This window comes from Clostridium sp. AF35-15, from assembly GCF_003477745.1.
Classification (GTDB): domain Bacteria; phylum Bacillota; class Clostridia; order Lachnospirales; family Lachnospiraceae; genus Otoolea; species Otoolea fessa.
The window spans coordinates 61,769-79,365 of record NZ_QUDY01000005.1 but is presented as its reverse complement, the minus strand read 5'-3'; the positions used below and the strand labels follow the sequence as shown (position 1 = coordinate 79,365).

The 17,597-nt window shown below is 51.4% G+C and carries 10 protein-coding genes; all 10 read right to left on the bottom strand.

The annotated features are described in order from the left end of the window. Window positions 1-42 precede the first annotated feature (42 nt). The 10 genes from DWZ76_RS07370 to DWZ76_RS07325 all read right to left on the bottom strand — a co-directional run bounded on the left by DWZ76_RS07370 (window position 43) and on the right by DWZ76_RS07325 (window position 17,595). Window positions 43-1,494, bottom strand: coding sequence for an AAA family ATPase (locus tag DWZ76_RS07370; RefSeq protein ID WP_118472301.1), 1,452 nt, complete (start codon window positions 1,492-1,494; stop codon window positions 43-45). 39 nt (window positions 1,495-1,533) lie between these two features. Then, window positions 1,534-4,713: an ATP-binding protein gene (locus DWZ76_RS07365; RefSeq protein WP_118472300.1), complete on the bottom strand. Its 3,180-nt coding sequence runs from the start codon at window positions 4,711-4,713 to the stop codon at window positions 1,534-1,536. A 113-nt stretch (window positions 4,714-4,826) separates the two neighbouring features. Then, window positions 4,827-5,387, bottom strand: a complete 561-nt coding sequence (locus DWZ76_RS07360) for a DNA-3-methyladenine glycosylase I (protein ID WP_118472299.1) — start codon at window positions 5,385-5,387, stop codon at window positions 4,827-4,829. A gap of 106 nt (window positions 5,388-5,493) precedes the next feature. Continuing rightward, entirely contained in the window at window positions 5,494-7,035 is a 1,542-nt protein-coding gene (gene cls / locus DWZ76_RS07355) for a cardiolipin synthase (RefSeq protein ID WP_347560922.1), read from the bottom strand. Between the two features lie 262 nt (window positions 7,036-7,297). Then, the gene (locus DWZ76_RS07350) at window positions 7,298-8,572 is read right to left on the bottom strand and encodes an aminotransferase class I/II-fold pyridoxal phosphate-dependent enzyme (protein ID WP_117795288.1); all 1,275 of its coding nucleotides are present in this window, start codon (window positions 8,570-8,572) and stop codon (window positions 7,298-7,300) included. Window positions 8,573-8,644: 72 nt separating this feature from the next. After that, the gene (locus DWZ76_RS07345) at window positions 8,645-13,171 is read right to left on the bottom strand and encodes a PolC-type DNA polymerase III (RefSeq protein WP_118472297.1); all 4,527 of its coding nucleotides are present in this window, start codon (window positions 13,169-13,171) and stop codon (window positions 8,645-8,647) included. A gap of 4 nt (window positions 13,172-13,175) precedes the next feature. Then, on the bottom strand, window positions 13,176-14,252 hold the full coding sequence (gene ispG / locus DWZ76_RS07340) for a flavodoxin-dependent (E)-4-hydroxy-3-methylbut-2-enyl-diphosphate synthase (RefSeq protein ID WP_118472296.1): 1,077 nt from the start codon (window positions 14,250-14,252) through the stop codon (window positions 13,176-13,178). 228 nt (window positions 14,253-14,480) lie between these two features. Continuing rightward, on the bottom strand, window positions 14,481-15,608 hold the full coding sequence (rseP, locus tag DWZ76_RS07335) for an RIP metalloprotease RseP (RefSeq protein WP_118472295.1): 1,128 nt from the start codon (window positions 15,606-15,608) through the stop codon (window positions 14,481-14,483). 1 nt (window position 15,609) lies between these two features. After that, complete coding sequence (locus tag DWZ76_RS07330; protein ID WP_117795280.1) at window positions 15,610-16,752, bottom strand: 1-deoxy-D-xylulose-5-phosphate reductoisomerase; 1,143 nt, start codon at window positions 16,750-16,752, stop codon at window positions 15,610-15,612. Window positions 16,753-16,794: 42 nt separating this feature from the next. Then, window positions 16,795-17,595, bottom strand: a complete 801-nt coding sequence (locus DWZ76_RS07325) for a phosphatidate cytidylyltransferase (RefSeq protein WP_118472294.1) — start codon at window positions 17,593-17,595, stop codon at window positions 16,795-16,797. Between the last annotated feature and the right edge of the window lie 2 nt (window positions 17,596-17,597).

Here is a 17,597-nt window from a genome sequence, read left to right as displayed (position 1 = left end):
CACATTCCAACATTTTATATAAAACTTTTCCTTCAAAACACCTTAAAACAAGTTCAGCAGCGTTCCATACAGCTTCTCATTTCCCATCACCACCAGCGCCAGCTCTTCTTTTGCCTCGCTGAGCTGATAAAAAAGATGCCTCACATCGCGCTCCGTCGAGCGCAGATATCCCATTTCATCATAATAATAGCGCCCATCCAGCCGATGCACCATGCAATCGACTTCTCGCGTATGGCGAGATTGTATTTCTACGGCAGAATCGGATTGCTCTTCCAGTTTTTCCTGCCAATCGGATTCCTGGCACTCATATCCCTGACGGATGTAATCATTCAGCAAATTAGCTGCTTCTGACTCATCGTTGGCATAAACCACCGCGACATGGGGATAGCGCCGCATTCCGCGTCCGTGCGGCAGGTGCATCATATTTTGTATAAAATAGGAAAGTTCTGCATTCGCACGGATCCGATTCGTCAGGTGGAATGTCTGGATTCCCGGCTGCTCCCCCAAGAGCTTTATTGCACCCAGTTCCAATTCTTCCGGCGAAATCATATCCTCACAGTTACTGGAAAAAATAATCGGACGCGTTTTGCCGATCTCCAGCAAAATTTCCAATGTATTGGGCGACAGAAGGTGTGCCTCATCTACTAAGATCGCGCTGTATGCTTCAAACCTGATTTCCGTTCCCGTTTGAACACTATCCTCCGCCAGGTACTCCACCCGCCGCAGCCGCTCATGCAGCACCTTCCACTCTTTTCCCGCTTCACCGCAGTGGATCATGCACACCCGCTGCCGCCCGGAGAGTTTCATCGCAATATCATATAAAAGCAGCGTTTTTCCCGTCCCCGGAAGCCCGGTAAACCAGAAATATCCCGTCCGGTCTGCCCGGATTTTCTTTAAAATCTGGCGTTCAATATCCCTCTGCTGGTATGTCAGGAAATATTCTTTCTTTAAGAACCGTCCCGGCTCTGTGAGCGGCGAAATCAGGTACAGCTCCGCCTGAAACAAGTCTTCGATATTACCTGGATAATCAGCACTCTCCTGTTGCAAATCCCAGCAGAGCTGTTCCCAGTCCGCCTCCACAATGCGGTCATGATTCGTCAGACGCACCAGGCGGTTCTGGCTGCTAATATAAGTGTACGAACGAATCGGCTTTCCCAGCGCCGCCAGATAATACCGGTTTTGTATGAGCTGCTTGCGGATCGCCTCATCCGACACCTGTCCGCTCTTTAATTCAAGGTTTAAAATTTGTTCTTCCTTGATCTGAAGCAGATCAAACTCTTTCCCCAGTCTCGGAATCTGAAACGAATAGAAAAAACGCAGTGCGTACACCGCCTGCATATGTCTCTCCAACTCCGAAACAAGCGCTTTCATGCTGTCCAGCTCCCATTCCCGTATTTTCAGAAACACATCCCGCCCCGAAAGCTGTCGTTCCAGCTTTTGAAGGTATTCCGTATTCTGATTTCGGGTAATCGTGTAAATAGAGATTGCTTTCATACCTGTACCGCCTGCGTTCCTTTTCGCCCTTTCCAAACTTTATAGATCCCTCTTTTTGCCGCAGCACTCCATGAGCGCCGCCAGCACCTTATCCATCTGCAGTGGTTTTGCCAGATGCACATTCATCCCAGCTGCCAAGCACTGCCTGGCATCCTCTTCAAAGGCATTTGCCGTCATGGCAAGAATCGGAATCTGCCTTGCATCCGCCCGCGGAATCGCCCGGATCGCGCGTGTCGCAGCCAGACCATCCATCACTGGCATCATCACATCCATGAGAATCGCATCGAACGTCCCCGGAGGTGCCGCCTCAAAGCAGTCTACTGCTTTCTTCCCGTTCTTCACAATCGTGACATGGGCACCCGCATCGGTCAGAAGTGTTTCCGCGATCTCTGCATTCAACTCATTGTCCTCCGCCAAAAGCAGCTTCAAACCGTGAATATCTCCTGACGGCGCTGCTTCCTTAACCGGGAACTCCTCCGGCGGCGGTGCAATCTCAAATGGAATTTCCACCACAAACGTCGTTCCAATGCCGACCTCACTCGTCACCTCGATGTTTCCGTGCATCTGTTCAATCAGCCCTTTGACGATCGTCATGCCAAGCCCAGTTCCCTGGTAAACACTACGCGCATCATTTTTCTCCTGTGCAAACGGGTCAAAGATGTGATCCAGAAATTCCTGGCTCATGCCAACTCCCGTGTCCGAGATCGTCCACCTATAGACGCACCAGCCGTCCCGTACATCCTGCGCCTCCACCCTGGTACTGATTTTTCCGCCCGGACGATTGTATTTGATGCAGTTTCCATAAATATTCAGGAAAATCTGGCGCAGATGGAGCTGGCTTCCATAAATATACGGATACGGAATCTCCGCTTTTCTTTTATCATACTCCCATTGAATGCCCGCATCTACCGCGCGCTCGATGATGATGCTCACGATATCGCGCGTCATCTCTGCCAATGAAATATAATCATGTGCCAGAATGATCTTTCCCTCTTCCAGCTTGCTCATCTGCAGCACATCATTGATGAGGGACAGCAGATGCCCCGCCGCCACCTGCATTTTCCGGTGATTTTCCATCAGCATCTCCTTATCATCAAAATGTGCCTCATCGATTTTCAAAAGCCCGATAATGCCATTGAGCGGTGTCCGGATATCGTGACTCATGCGGCTTAAGAAATCTGTTTTCGCCCGGTTTGCCGTCCGCATTTCATCAAATGCCGCCTGCAGGCGCGCGTGCTCCTGTTCATCCCGCGCGTGCATCTGCGACGTATCCTGCAGAAGAATGATCGCATGAACCACCGGCATCTCACAAGAAAGCTCCGTATCAAACACGATCGTCTGCGTCATCAGAACTGTTTTCTGTACCCAGCAGATCGTGCCATCCTCCTCCTGGATACAGTATTCCACGGAAATATGTTTCTCCCCTGCCTCAAACCGCTTCAAAAGCTTAGCCGGATCATCTGCTATGCGATAGCTTCCCAAGGTCTCCTGGGTGACCATCTTCATATATTCACTGCAATAATCACGGTAAGAGCACGGCAGCGGATAGTCCATAAATAGCTCCCGGCATCTCTCTTCTTTTCCATTCAGAACAACACCCTTCTCCAGAAGATCCTTTGTCAAATTAACTGTATATATCATATCCGACAGATCCAGGAGTGCATCCACATAGCTGTCATTTTCCAGAATCGACTGTTTGAGCTGTTCATAATAAAGCGTCAGCTGTTCCTTCGCATCTGCCCGTCCTTCTGAACTTTTCCGGATCGTCTCAAATGCCAGCAGGAAATGATGCAGCTTTCCTTTCTCATCCCAATCTACCGGGATCAGCGTCAGGCGGCTGTAGAGTCCCTGATCGTTAGTGTCATACTGCAATTCAAGTAGATCTCCCTCCGCCTGCAGCTTCCCGGAAAGCTTTGAAATCTGCAGACTCTGGCGGATGTAGGCGCGGTCAGCACGAGGCACTCGTTCCGTTGCTATCTGCTCCGCCGCACCGGAATAGCTTCCGTCCGACGCCAGGAAGAAATCAACACTGGCACGGAGTGTCCGGTAGGTATCCATGTGCGCGTCGCAGTAGAGACAATCCGAAAAGTTTCTCCCGAACCGGTTTAAAAGCTTGAGCAGGCGGAAATCCAGCCGTTTTTCCGCTGCCGCTTCCTCGCGCTTTACATGGTTTTTGTTGATATACATATTTTTATCGGCAAAATTGAAAAGCTCCCGCATCGTACTGCCCGGAAAATCACTGGCAAGTGCATACCCGACCGCATAGCTGAGCGGCATATCCGGATATCCCTTTGACTCCTCTGTCATCGCCTCCCGCACATGGGTGAGGCATTCCCGCATGGCCTCCTCATCCAGACCATGCGTAACGGCAATAAATTCATCGCCGCCGTCCCGCCCTACGAACTGTTCCGCAGGCATGGACGCGCGCAGGCAGACGGCGAACCGCCTGATGTAGGCATCCCCCGCCTCATGCCCCATGCTGTTGTTGATTCGGCGGAGATTATTCAGGTCAAAACTGCATACTCCCACATTCTCCGCCGCCGGTTCCGGATCATCCAGCAATTCTTCGCATTTATTCTTATTGGGAAGTCCGGTCGCCTTGTCCAAATACACCTTTTTCTGCAGCGCACGGTTCATCGCCGCAAAGCGCACCGCCTTGATAAATTCATATCCAATCAGAAGCATCAGAACAATAATATCAATCGTGATATATTTTTCAATTACCGTCAGCGAGGATGCCTTCCTCTGGGAATACGCCTCCGCCAGTCCCGTCGCCTCATCACAGATTTCAAAGAACCGCTCGCTCTTATCAATGATCTCTGTATTCTCATAGCCGACTTCTCGGACACGCAGGATTTCATAGTGAAGCGCGGCAAAGTACTCCTCCAACTCCTGCATCTTACTCTGAAACGCCCCGTCATCAAGGCGCACCAGCCCCAGTTCGCCATTGCCATTTCGCAGACCGTCGACGAAGGCCTCAATATCCTGAATCATACCATCCTCCGGCTGACCGGAAATTTCCAATTTAATGATACGCTGTGTCTTTCCGCGCACCAGTCCCGCATAATTGACCACACGCGCCGTTCCCTGAATACTGGAGACAATTCCCATCATCACGATAATCAGTGCCGCCAGCACAACCGCCAGCACGCCGATGCAGATCTGTATTATGTTTGAAGTCTTTTTCTTCTTACTCTTATTCGCATTCTCGGAATCCATCGCTCCGTCCTCCCGTGAAAAAGAATGTGCCTTGGCACATTCTCGCGCCAAGCGCGGTCGCTTGCGACATGTTTCTGGTACGCCCTTTTTCCTGCACCTGCCATCTTGTTATTTTACATCTTATATTCCAGAAAGCATCCATCCTCATGCGACTCAATCCGCCCGACCGCCTGCAGATACGAATAAATAATCACCGTCCCGGCAAACTTCATCCCACGCTTTTTGAGATCTGCCGACACTGCATCTGAGAGCGGCGAGCTGACCTTGCCTGTCTCATGAATCACCGCATCTCCTGTCCAGTGAGTCAGATACGCGTCAAAACTCCCATATTCATTCTGAATTTCCCGGAATATCCGTGCATTCGTGACAGCGGCATGAATTTTCAGCCGGTTATGTACAATTCCCGGGGCGGTCCGGAGTGCTTCCTCCTTCGCCTCGTCGTAACCGCACACCTTGTCCAGGTCAAATTCATCGAACGCGGCGCGGAATGCCTCCCGCTTATTGAGAATGCACTCCCACGAAAGCCCTGCCTGAAAGCATTCAAGGATCAGCATCTCAAAGAGCTTCGCATCATCCCGAACCAGCTTTCCCCACTCCTCGTCGTGGTAACGGATATACAATTCATTCTTTGGATTCGCCCAGCGGCAGCGGTGTTTTCCATCGTGCCATTCCATACGTTTATCTCTCCCTGTTCGTCATTTGCTCTCACATTTTTTGCTTATTTATCCTTGTTTTTCATTCAAGAAAACATAAATATGCCATATCTCTCGTTTTGAAGTTCTACATAAGCGGCGCCAGAATCCGCAGCGCCTTCCCCGCAAACCGCCGGATAAACGGATACTTCCGGCAGCTTTCCAGAGTGATCCGCTCGCTCTTTGCAAGTGTTTTCTGGAAATCTTCTTCCACATCCATCACAACCGCATTGCGGAAGAAATAGGACGCGCACTCAAAATGCAGATACAGGCTTCTGAAATCAAGGTTGATCGTTCCGACCACCGCCTTCTCATCGTCGCTCGTAAACATCTTCGCATGGATAAAGCCCGGCGTGTATTCATAGATCTGGACACCAGCCCGCAGAAGCTCCGCGTAATAGCTGCGAGCCAGCAGGTACGCATATAACTTATCCGGTATATGCGGCATGATAATAATGACCTCCACGCCGCGTTTTGCCGCAAACTTGAGCGCCGCCAGCGTCGTATCGTCGAGAATCAGATACGGAGTCGTGATGTGCACATACCGGCGTGAACGCCCTAAAATATCGAGGTACACCGACTCGCCGACATTTTCCCCGTCGAGCGGGCTGTCCGCATACGGCATCACAAAGCCGCCGTAATCCATCCCCGCCGGCATATGAAATTCCGGCGGACATAAAAATCGGCGGTACTCCTCGCCATCCCGCTCCGTCACATCCCAGAGCTGCAGAAACATCATCGTAAAACTATCCACGGCTTTTCCTTTGATCAGGACTGCCGTGTCCTTCCAGTGTCCAAAGCGCACCCGCTGGTTGATATACTCATCCGCCAGGTTCACGCCTCCGGTAAACGCAGTATGACCATCAATCACGCAGATCTTCCGGTGATCGCGGTTATTCTGATAACTCGAGAGAGCCGGACGCACCGGCGCAAAAATCTTGCACTGAATCCCCTTCTCCTGCATCGCCTTCTCATAGCCGTGCGGCAGCGTGAAGAGATTTCCCATGCCGTCATACATAAATCGGACTTCCACGCCCTCGGCGGCCTTCGTCTCTAACACCTGTAAAATCGCATCCCACATCACTCCGTGTTCTACGATAAAATATTCCATAAATATAAAATGTTCCGCTTTTTTGAGTTCTTCCAATAATACTGGAAACATATCATCTCCCAGCGGGAAATAACGTGCCCCCGTATTTTCATACGCCGGGAAACGTCCGTACTGGTTCATATAGCGGACGAGATTGCCGCCACTGGCGCTGATGCTCTCATAGTGTGCCAGCACCTCCGGATCCTGTAAAAGGTACGGACGCAGTTTTGTCCCAACTTCCTCGATCCGCCGGTTAATACGGTGCGTGCCAGGCTGCAGCGTCAAAAACAGATAAAACAGCGTTCCAAACACTGGAAATACCAGAATCGGCACAACCCAGGACAGCTTGATCGTGCTGTTTCCTTCATCGCTGATAATATAGATCAATATCAGGGCACTGAGTATCGCAGATCCGCCATACATATAGATCAGGTACTCTCTAAACCAGTCAAACCCGGCAAAGAGCACAAGAATCTGTATCAGCAGAAACAGCGTTCCCAGCGTGGTACGACCGAAAATCAGACGCAGCAGTTTTTTCAATTTTTTAAGTATTTTCTCCATTTTCTACCAGTCCATTTCTCTATCTTGTTCATCGGGCATCTGCCATATCATTTAAAACTACAGTGCCATCTCTCATAGTATGACAGATTTTTGCAAATAAAACAAGAGGTCAGCCAGAGACTAACACAGATTTATGTGTCATCCCGACTGACCTGTCGTTGTAAGCGCTCATTTTAACAACCGCATTGAAACATCTCACGGATACCCGGCATAAAGCTGTTATATCGCCATTCTTGGCATTTTAGTCCTCCAGCGCCTGACGGATATCCTCGATGATATCATCCACATTCTCAATTCCGACACTCAAACGGATCAGGCTTGGATCAACGCCTGCCTCCCTGAGCTGCTCATCGGAGAGCTGACGGTGAGTATGGCTTGCCGGATGCAGAACGCAGGTTCTCGCATCGGCAACATGGGTTACGATGGCTGCCAGTTTCAGCTTATCCATGAACTCGCCAGCTGCCTGACGACCGCCCTTTAAGCCGAAAGAAATAACGCCGCATGTACCGTTCGGCATATATTTCTGCGCCAGTGCATGGTATTTATCATTTTCAAGTCCCGGATAATTCACCCAGGCCACATCTTCACGGCTCTGTAAATACTCGGCGACCTTCTGTGCATTCTCACAGTGGCGCGGCACACGCAGATGCAGTGTCTCCAGACCGATATTCAATAAGAAGGAATTCTGCGGGGACGGGATGGAACCGAGATCACGCATTACCTGTGCGGTTGCCTTGGTGATATAAGCCGCCTTACCGAATTTCTTCGTGTAAATAATGCCGTGGTAAGACTCATCCGGCGTCGTCAGACCCGGGAATTTATCTGCATGTGCCTCCCAGTCAAAGTTGCCACTGTCCACGATGCAGCCGCCGACGGTCATCGCATGTCCATCCATATATTTTGTAGTAGAATGCGTTACAATATCTGCGCCCCACTCGAACGGACGGCAGTTGATCGGAGTTGCAAACGTATTATCTACAATAAATGGAATACCATTTCTGTGTGCAATCCGGGCAAATTTTTCCAGATCCAGCACTACCAGAGCCGGGTTTGCAATCGACTCACCGAATATACACTTTGTGTTCGGGCGGATCGCCTTCTCGATCTCCTCTTCCGGCGCATCCGGGTCAACTAACGTAACATCGACGCCCATTTTTTTCATCGTAACGACAAACAGGTTTGATGTGCCGCCGTATACGGTTGCCGAGCAGACCAGATGATCGCCCGCGCCGCAGATATTAAATACCGCATAAAAGTTTGCCGCCTGTCCGGAGGATGTCAGCATTGCTGCCGCGCCGCCCTCCAGCTCACGGATCTTATCTGCGACTGCATCATTGGTCGGGTTTGCCAGACGGGTATAAAAATATCCGTTTTCTTCCAGATCAAAGAGTCTTCCCATCTGCTCACTGGTTGAATACTTAAAGGTCGTGCTCTGGTAGATCGGCAGAATTCTCGGCTCGCCATTTTTCGGCTGCCATCCGCCCTGGATGCACGTTGTTTCCATTGAACGTTTCATTTTTCTTCTCCTTCATATGTTTATTTTTAAATAATTATATAGTAATTGAGCCCATTTTTTAGTACGGCTCTTTTACATCACCATATCAAACAGCGAAAGCTGATTGCTCTCCGGCAGCCCCGTCAGAATTCCCAGCTCTGCCATCAGATCGCACACCGTCTTCGTAACCTTGGTGCGATTGATAAAGTCCTCTTTCGACAAGAACTTTCCGTCCTCCGCCGCAAAAACAATCGCGTCTGCCGCTTTCTCGCCGAGTCCGTCGATACTGCTTAACGATGGCATCAGCTTTCCGTCTATGATCTGGAAATTGCGGGCTTTTGCCCGGTAAATATCGATGGGCATGAACTCAAATCCGCGCGCGTACATTTCCTGTACGATACGCATATCGCGCAGCGTGTCCTGCTCTTTCTTGGAAAGAGAATCCGACCGGCTCTTGTACTCCGCCAGATGGTACTCCAGCTTATCGCGCCCCTGGCACATCAGCTTGTAGGTAAATCCACTCGCACGGATGCTGAAATATGCCGCATAGTACGCCAGCGGGTAAAATACCTTACAGTACGCCACACGCCACGCCATCATAACGTAAGCCGCCGCGTGCGCTTTCGGGAACATATACTTGATTTTCAGGCAGGAATCGATATACCACTGCGGCACATCGTGAGCTTTCATCTCCTCAATCCACTCCGGTTTCAGTCCTTTTCCTTTTCGGACAGACTCCATGATAGTGAAGGAGAGTCCCTCTTCGAGTCCTTTCTGAATCAGATAAATCATAATATCGTCTCGACAACAGATCGCCGTCTGAATCGTCGCCTGTCCGCTCAGGATAAGGTCTTTCGCGTTTCCTAACCATACATCCGTACCGTGGGACAGACCGGAAATCCGCACCAAATCCGAAAAATATTTCGGTTTGGCATCGATCAACATCTGCATCGCGAAGTCTGTACCAAACTCCGGAATGCCAAGCGCCCCGAGCTTACAGCCGCCGAGATCCTCCGGCGTGACACCGAGCGCCTCCGTGTTCTGGAAGAGACTCATGACCTCCTTCGAATCCAGTGGAATATCCTTAACCGGGTCGAGTCCCGTCAAATCCTGCAGCATACGAATCATGGTCGGATCATCGTGTCCGAGAATATCGAGTTTCAACAAGTTGTGGTCGATGGAGTGGTAATCGAAATGCGTCGTGACGGTGCGTGTCGTCATATCGTCCGCCGGGTGCTGCACCGGTGTAAACGTGTCAATCTCCTCTCCGAGGGGCAGTACGATGATACCGCCCGGATGCTGTCCGGTGGTACGCCGCACGCCGACGCAGCCGGACACGATGCGCTCAATCTCGCACCGGCGCTTACGGATTCCTTTATCCTCATAATAATGCGCCACAAAACCATACGCTGTCTTATCCGCCAACGTACCGATCGTCCCCGCACGGAAGGTCTGTCCTTTTCCGAAGATGACCTCCGTATAGCTGTGCGCCCGGCTCTGGTACTCGCCGGAGAAGTTTAAGTCTATATCCGGCTCCTTATCGCCCTTGAATCCCAGGAACGTCTCAAACGGGATGTCGAACCCGTCTTTTTTCAACGGTTTTCCGCACTTTGGACATATCTTATCCGGCATATCGCAGCCCGCCATACCCGAAAACTTCTTTACGTCTTCGGAATCAAAATCGTAATAATGGCAGTTCGGGCAGTAATAATGCGGGCTCAGCGGATTTACCTCCGTGATACCAGACATCGTCGCCGCCAGCGAGGAACCAACGGATCCTCGCGAACCAACCAGATATCCATCCTCATTCGACTTCCAAACCAGCTTCTGCGCGATGATATACATAACGGCGAATCCATTGGAAATGATCGAGTGAAGTTCACGCTCCAACCGATCGACTACCACCTTCGGCAGCTTATCGCCGTACATATCATGCGCGTGGTTGTAGCAGATGGTACGCAGCGTATCATCCGAATTCGGAATAACTGGCGGACACTTGTCCGGGCGTACCGGGGAAATGCGCTCACACATCGCCGCGATCTTGCGCGTGTTTGTGATAACGATCTCCTCCGCCTTATCGCTGCCTAAATATTCAAATTCCCCCAGCATTTCCTCGGTGGTCCGCAGATACAGTGGTGCCTGATCGTCTGCATCCTTAAAGCCCTTGCTCGCCATGATGATACGGCGGTAGACCTCATCCTCCGGATCGAGAAAATGTACGTCGCAGGTCGCGCAGACCAGCTTGTTCCACTGTTCGCCAAGTTCAATCACTTTGCGGTTCAGATCCTGCAGATCCTCCCAGGTGTTGACCGAACTTTTCTCATCCCGCAGCATAAATGCGTTGTTTCCAAGCGGCTGCACTTCCAGATAATCGTAGAAATTCGCTATTTTTCCCAGTTCCTCCTCCGGAACCCCGCGCAGAATCGCCTGAAACAGCTCGCCCGCCTCGCACGCCGATCCAAGAATCAGCCCCTCGCGGTGGCTCGCCAGCAGACTCTTTGGAATCCGCGGACGTTTTGCAAAATACGTCAGGTTTGACTGGGAAATCAGCCGGTACAGGTTGATTCGCCCGACATCATTCTTCGCCAAAATAATAATATGGTAGGTCGGCATCTTCCGGATCATTTCCGGTGTCATTTTGCTGAGTTCGTTGAGCTGCGTCAGGTTTTCGATATCACGAGCCTTTAACATCTCGATGAACTTGACAAAAATCTCTGCCGTCGCCCCCGCATCATCGACCGCCCGGTGATGGTTTTCGAGGGAAATTTTAAGCTCTTTCGCTACCGTGTCGAGCTTGAAGCGGTTCAGGTTCGGCAGCAGGACACGCGCCAGCGAAACCGTATCGAGAACGGTCGGCTGGAATGTGAGTCCCTGCCGTCTCGCATTTTCTTTGATGAAACTGATATCAAACGACGCGTTGTGCGCGACCATGACCGCACCCTCGCAGAATGCCAGAAACTCCGGCAGAACCTCTTCGATCGTCGGCGCGCTGATTACCATGCCGTCGTTGATGCTTGTCAGCTGTTCAATGTCATAGGGGATTGGCACTTCCGGGTTGACAAATGTGCTGAATTTGTCCACAATCTTTCCATCCGTCACACGCACCGCGCCGATCTCGATGATGCGGTTCTTGATCGGGCTGAAACCGGTCGTCTCGATATCGAATACAACGCAGGTGTGGTCTAACGTCTGTCCTTTCTCATTCTCCGCCAGCTCCTTCATATCATCGACGAGATAGCCCTCAACACCATAGAGGATCTTGAAGTTTTCGCCCTTATCGACCGCATGGTTCGCATCCGGAAATGCCTGCACACAGCCGTGGTCGGTGACAGCGATCGCGTCCATGCCCCACTGTTTGGCACGTTTGATGATATCCTTGACCTCGGAAACACCGTCCATATCGCTCATCTTTGTGTGACAGTGAAGCTCCACGCGCTTGACCGGACTGTTGTCCATCCGCTTGCTGGTGAAATCTTCGCATTTCTTGATGCCGGAAACCGAACCGATCGTCAGCTCGCCGTCAAATTTATCAATGTTGGCAACACCCTTGATGCGGACAAACTGTCCCGCCTTGGTCGCCATCTTCAAATCATCCAGCGTATCTTCCCGTGCAAAGATCTTGACGCCGATTGTATCTGTAAAATCCGTTACCGAAAACATAAACAATGTGTTGCCGCTGCGAAGCTCCCTTAGCTCGCAGGTCAGGATCTTTCCGCGGATGACAACCTGCCCAACCTCGCCTTCCAGCTCCTCGATCGGGCTCGCCTCCTCATCGAAATCGCGCCCAAACAGCACATCCGGATTGTCGGATTTCTTCATATAGCCCGAACGGCGGTACTCGCCGCCCTTGCTAGATCCAGCATTTGCGCTGCCTGCCTGGTTTCTGCCTCCTGCCGGATTCCCTCCGGCTTTCAGCTTACCAACCGGTTTTAAAACAGTCTTTCCCTCGTCAAATGGCAGATCGACACCGCCAGAGGCAGGTTCTGCCCCCGACGGTTCCATATACGCCTCATTGGCACCTGCTGCCCCGGCAGCCGCGCCGCTTCCGCCTGCCGAGCCACTCTCGCCTGCCGCCTGCGGCTTCATGTAGATGATCTCCGGCTCAGTATTCTTCTTCTCAACCGGACGGTAGGAAGTCTTCACAACCATTGGCACATTGCAGCGCTCGGTGAAGATTTTCTCCAGAATCCGCACCAGTTCCTGTGCCTTATCGCGCACGATCATCGTGTCCTCCAGCGACAGCTTCAGGTATCCTTCTTCTTCAAAATCCATCTCCGCCTTACGGAACATATTATAAAGAAGGATACTGTAATTTTTCAGCTCCATCAAAATACTGTCCCGGTACACATTCATGAGTTTTTCCGGCGTGTACTGGCTGGACAGATGGTATTTCTCCAAAATCTTGATCGTCACCCGTTTGCCCGGAAACAACTGCTCCTTGATGCCTTTTTCCAGATCGTAGATACTCTGCTTGTGCATCAGGCGCGGGCTGTCGATGTAGACGCGGATCACGCTCCGGTCACGGTTCGTCGAGATCTTCTCGATCCCGACCATTTCAAGCAGTCCCCGCACATTTTCCGCAATATGTAAATCTGGAAATACCTCCAGAAATGTTTTCATTCTATCATTCCTTTGCTTTTTTCTCTTCCACCATCCGGTCAAGCTCCGCTTTGAGCGCCGGTAAAAGTTCACTCTCCGGCAGTTTTTTCACAATCTCGCCCTTTCGTATCAGAAGTCCTTCGCCGATACCGCCGGCTACACCGAGATCGGCTTCCTTCGCCTCGCCCGGTCCGTTGACCACGCAGCCCATGACGGCAACCTTGATATCCAGCGGATATCCCTGTACCAGCGTCTCCACCTGGTTTGCCAGACCGATGAGGTCGATCTGCGTGCGTCCGCAGGTCGGACATGAAACAACTTCCACGCCACCCCGACGAAGTCCCAGCGTCTTCAAAATCAGCTTTGCCGACTTGATCTCCTCCAGCGGGCTGCCTGTCAGGGACACGCGGATCGTATCACCGATTCCCTGACTCAAAATCAGTCCCAGACCGACCGCTGACTTGATATTGCCCGCAATCACAGTTCCCGCCTCTGTGATACCGACATGCAGCGGATAATGAGTCTTTTTTGCAATTAGTTCATGTGCTTTTACACACATCATAACATCCGAAGATTTGATGCTGATGACCAGATTATCATAACCCATCTGCTCAATCAGGGCAACCTTATCCAGCGCACTCTCAACGAGTCCTTCCGCTGTCACGCCGCCATATTTCTCTACCAATGGCTTTTCCAAAGAACCGCTGTTGACGCCGACACGAATCGGCACGCCATACTCTTTTGCCTTGTCAACCACCGCCTGGATCCGCTCTCTGGAACCGATATTTCCCGGATTGATACGGATTTTGTCCGCGCCGCACTCGATCGCCGCGATCGCGAGACGATAGTCAAAATGAATATCCGCCACCAATGGAATATGTATCTGGCGTTTAATCTCCGTCAGGGCAGCAGCCGCCTCCATTGTCGGCACTGCCACACGGATAATATCGCAGCCCGCGTGCTCCAGCGCCAGAATCTGCTCGACGGTCGCCTCCACATCCTCTGTTTTCGTATTACACATCGACTGGATCAGAATCGGATTGCCGCCGCCGATCTGACGTTTTCCAATCTGCACCACTTTCGTCTCGTCCCGGTATCCCATATCGTTCCTCCCAAACCTTTCTTCTCCGACATGAAATTTCCGGTCTTTTTCGAGCGAATCTTTCATGCCTTTGAATTAAATGAATTAGTAACTGTTCAGTACCTTCACAGTCACGCGCAAAAATCCATCAAAAATTGCCTACGGCAATGGGATTTTTGCCTGCTGACCCATGTTTTCGTACGGTCAGCGCAGTAAATGCGCAGACCTACTGAACAGTTACATGAATTATTACAATAAATTTCTAATATCATTAAACAACACAAACAGCATCAGCGTCATCAATGCCGCCATGCCCGCCATATGAACCATGCCCTCTTTTTCCGGATCAACCGGCTTGCCGCGCAGCATCTCCAGAATGATAAAGACGAGCCGTCCGCCGTCCAGCGCCGGGATTGGAAGCAGGTTCATGACACCCAGATTGGCGCTGAGCAGAATACACATATTTGCCAGATTGACAAGCACAATCATAAGTCCGTAGCTCTGGCTTTCCTTGACCGTCGTGCCGATCATTGACACAATCCGCACCGGACCTGCGATATCGTTCGAGCTGACCTGCCGCTTCAGAATCATGCCAAGGCTGCTGAATGTCACACGGATCCAGTAGCGCACTTCGCAGAAGCTATACTGCGCTGTCTGAATCACAGACGCCGGTTTCTGGTAAACGCCGCCGCTGATTCCAATAAGATAGCGTCCCGCCTCCTCGGAATAACGCGGAACCATCTGCGTCGTGTGGGATTTCCCATCCCGCACATACTCCACCGTGACACTCTTTCCCGGATGGAACTGCAGATAGGTCTGCACGTCGCGGTACAGATAGGTGCGTGTGCCATTTAAGCGCTCGATCGTATCGCCCGCCTGCAGCCCCGCCTCCTGTGCCGGATAGCCGTCCTCGACACTGACAACCGATGCCGGGTCAAAGCCCACACAGCTGATTACGAAAAAGGCGCAAAACCACGCCAGAATGAAGTTGAATACGGGTCCTGCCACCACGACTTTAAAACGTGTCCAGGCAGAAACTGCATTAAAATAAGTCCCGGAGGCGCCCGGAGGCAGCAGGATCCGTTCCGTTTTTCCATCTGTCAGACTCTGGTTCTCATCGCAGGAACTTCCTTTTTCCGCCTCATCCGGCGCATCATACCCTTCATCTTCCCCCAGCATCATACAAGAACCGCCAAACGGAAGCAGTTTCAGCGAGTACCGCGTCCCGCCTTTCACAAAACTGAAGAGTCTCGGTCCCATGCCGAGTGAAAACTCAACGACGCAGATTCCGCCCCGTTTTGCCAATAAAAAATGTCCAAATTCATGAAACAGCACGATCAGGCTGAATACAATCAGCGCCGCCAGCAAACTTACCAATCTACCACCTGCTCTCTATAAAATCATAGGTTTCCTGTTCTGCTGCCAGAATCTCTTCAACCGTCGGATTCTCTTTCACGGTATGGTGTTCCATCGCCGCCTCAATCATATCAGTGATGGTCAGATATCCGATCTCGCGATCGAGGAATTTCTGGACTGCCCGCTCATTTGCCGCGTTGAAGACGGTCGGAAGCGTGCCACCGCGCCGTCCGGCTTTGTATGCCAGGGAAAGCCCGTGGAAATTTTCAAAATCCGGCGCTTCAAAGGTAATCTGTGCCAGCTTTGCAAAATCCAGCCGGTCGCCCGCCAGGAAGCGGCGTTCCGGATAATACAGCGCATATTGGATCGGAAGCTTCATATCCGGCGTGCCAAGCTGCGCTATTACCGCGCCGTCCTCGTATTCTACCATTGAATGAATCACACTCTGCGGCTGCACAACCACCTGCACCTGATCCATCTCCACGCCAAAAAGCCATCTCGCCTCCATAACTTCCAGACCTTTGTTTACCATCGTGGAACTGTCGATCGTGATCTTGCGTCCCATCGTCCAGTTCGGATGTTTCAGCGCATCTTCAACCTGCACACCCTTCATCTGCTCTCTCGTCCATCCGCGGAATGGTCCGCCGGACGCTGTCAGGAGAATCTTGTGGATCTTATTTCCCGTCTCGCCGTTCAAGCTCTGGAAAATCGCGCTGTGCTCGCTGTCCACCGGCAAAATGCGGACATGTTTCTCTTTTGCCAACGGCATAATGATATGCCCCGCCGTCACCAGAGTTTCTTTGTTTGCAAGTGCAATATCCTTTCCGGCATTCATCGCCGCGATTGTCGGGCGGATGCCGATCATGCCGACCACCGCTGTCACCACAATCTCCGCACTCAGTTCTGTCGCCACTGCGAGAAGTCCATCCATGCCGCTCTCAACACGGATATCCAGATCCCGCACACGGTCTTTCAGTTCTTTTGCTTTTTCCTCGTTCCAGACCGCCGCGATCTTCGGAGAAAACTCCCGGATCTGTTTCTCCAGAAGATCAATATTGCTTCCAGCCGCCAGAGCCGTTACTTCTATATCTTTATTCGCCCGGACCACTTCCAATGTCTGTGTTCCGATCGATCCGGTTGATCCAAGTATCGCAATTTTTTTCATTTCTTATTCTCCTGTTTCTGTATTTTCATACATACTTTCGTTTTATCGTAAAAACGTCAGTGCAAAATAAATCGCCGGTGCCGTAAAAATCATGCTGTCGAACCGATCCAGCACGCCGCCGTGTCCCGGAATCAGGTTTCCGTAATCCTTGACATTGTGGTTCCGCTTGATCGCCGACGCCGCCAGATCCCCGATCTGGGAAATGACCGCCGCAATCGCACACGCCACCGCGCATGCCACCATCGGATTGCTGACCTCGTCCATCTTCACACCGAAGAAATATGCATAAATGCAGCCTAACAGAGCCGATCCGACCACACCGCCGACGGCGCCCTCGATCGATTTTTTCGGGCTTAAAACCGGTGCCAGACGGTGTTTTCCAAGGAGCATTCCCGCGCAGTATGCGCAGGTGTCACAGCCCCAGGAGCTTAAAAAGATCAGCCAGACAAGGTATTTTCCATCCGCCATTGCCCGCACCTGATACAGGTAGGAAAGCATAATTCCCAGATAAAAAATGCCGAAAAATGCTACTGTAATCTGCTCGGTCCCATATTTCGGAAACGTGAACACGTAAATGCTCATCAGCACCATCAGGGCTGCAATCGCAAGCAGCGTCACATAATGCTGCCCTTCAAACCACACCAGCCCATAATATCCCAGACACGCCAGATACCCGGCGATGCCCGGCGCTTTTTTCTCAATCCCCATAACCCGGTAAAGCTCAAACATACCGATCAGGGAGATCGCGGCGGTCACACAGTACAGAAGGACACCGCCCTTTGTAACCAGTAAAATCGCGAGTGCTACAAGCACAATCCCGCTTATCAGCCTCGTTCTGAACATGG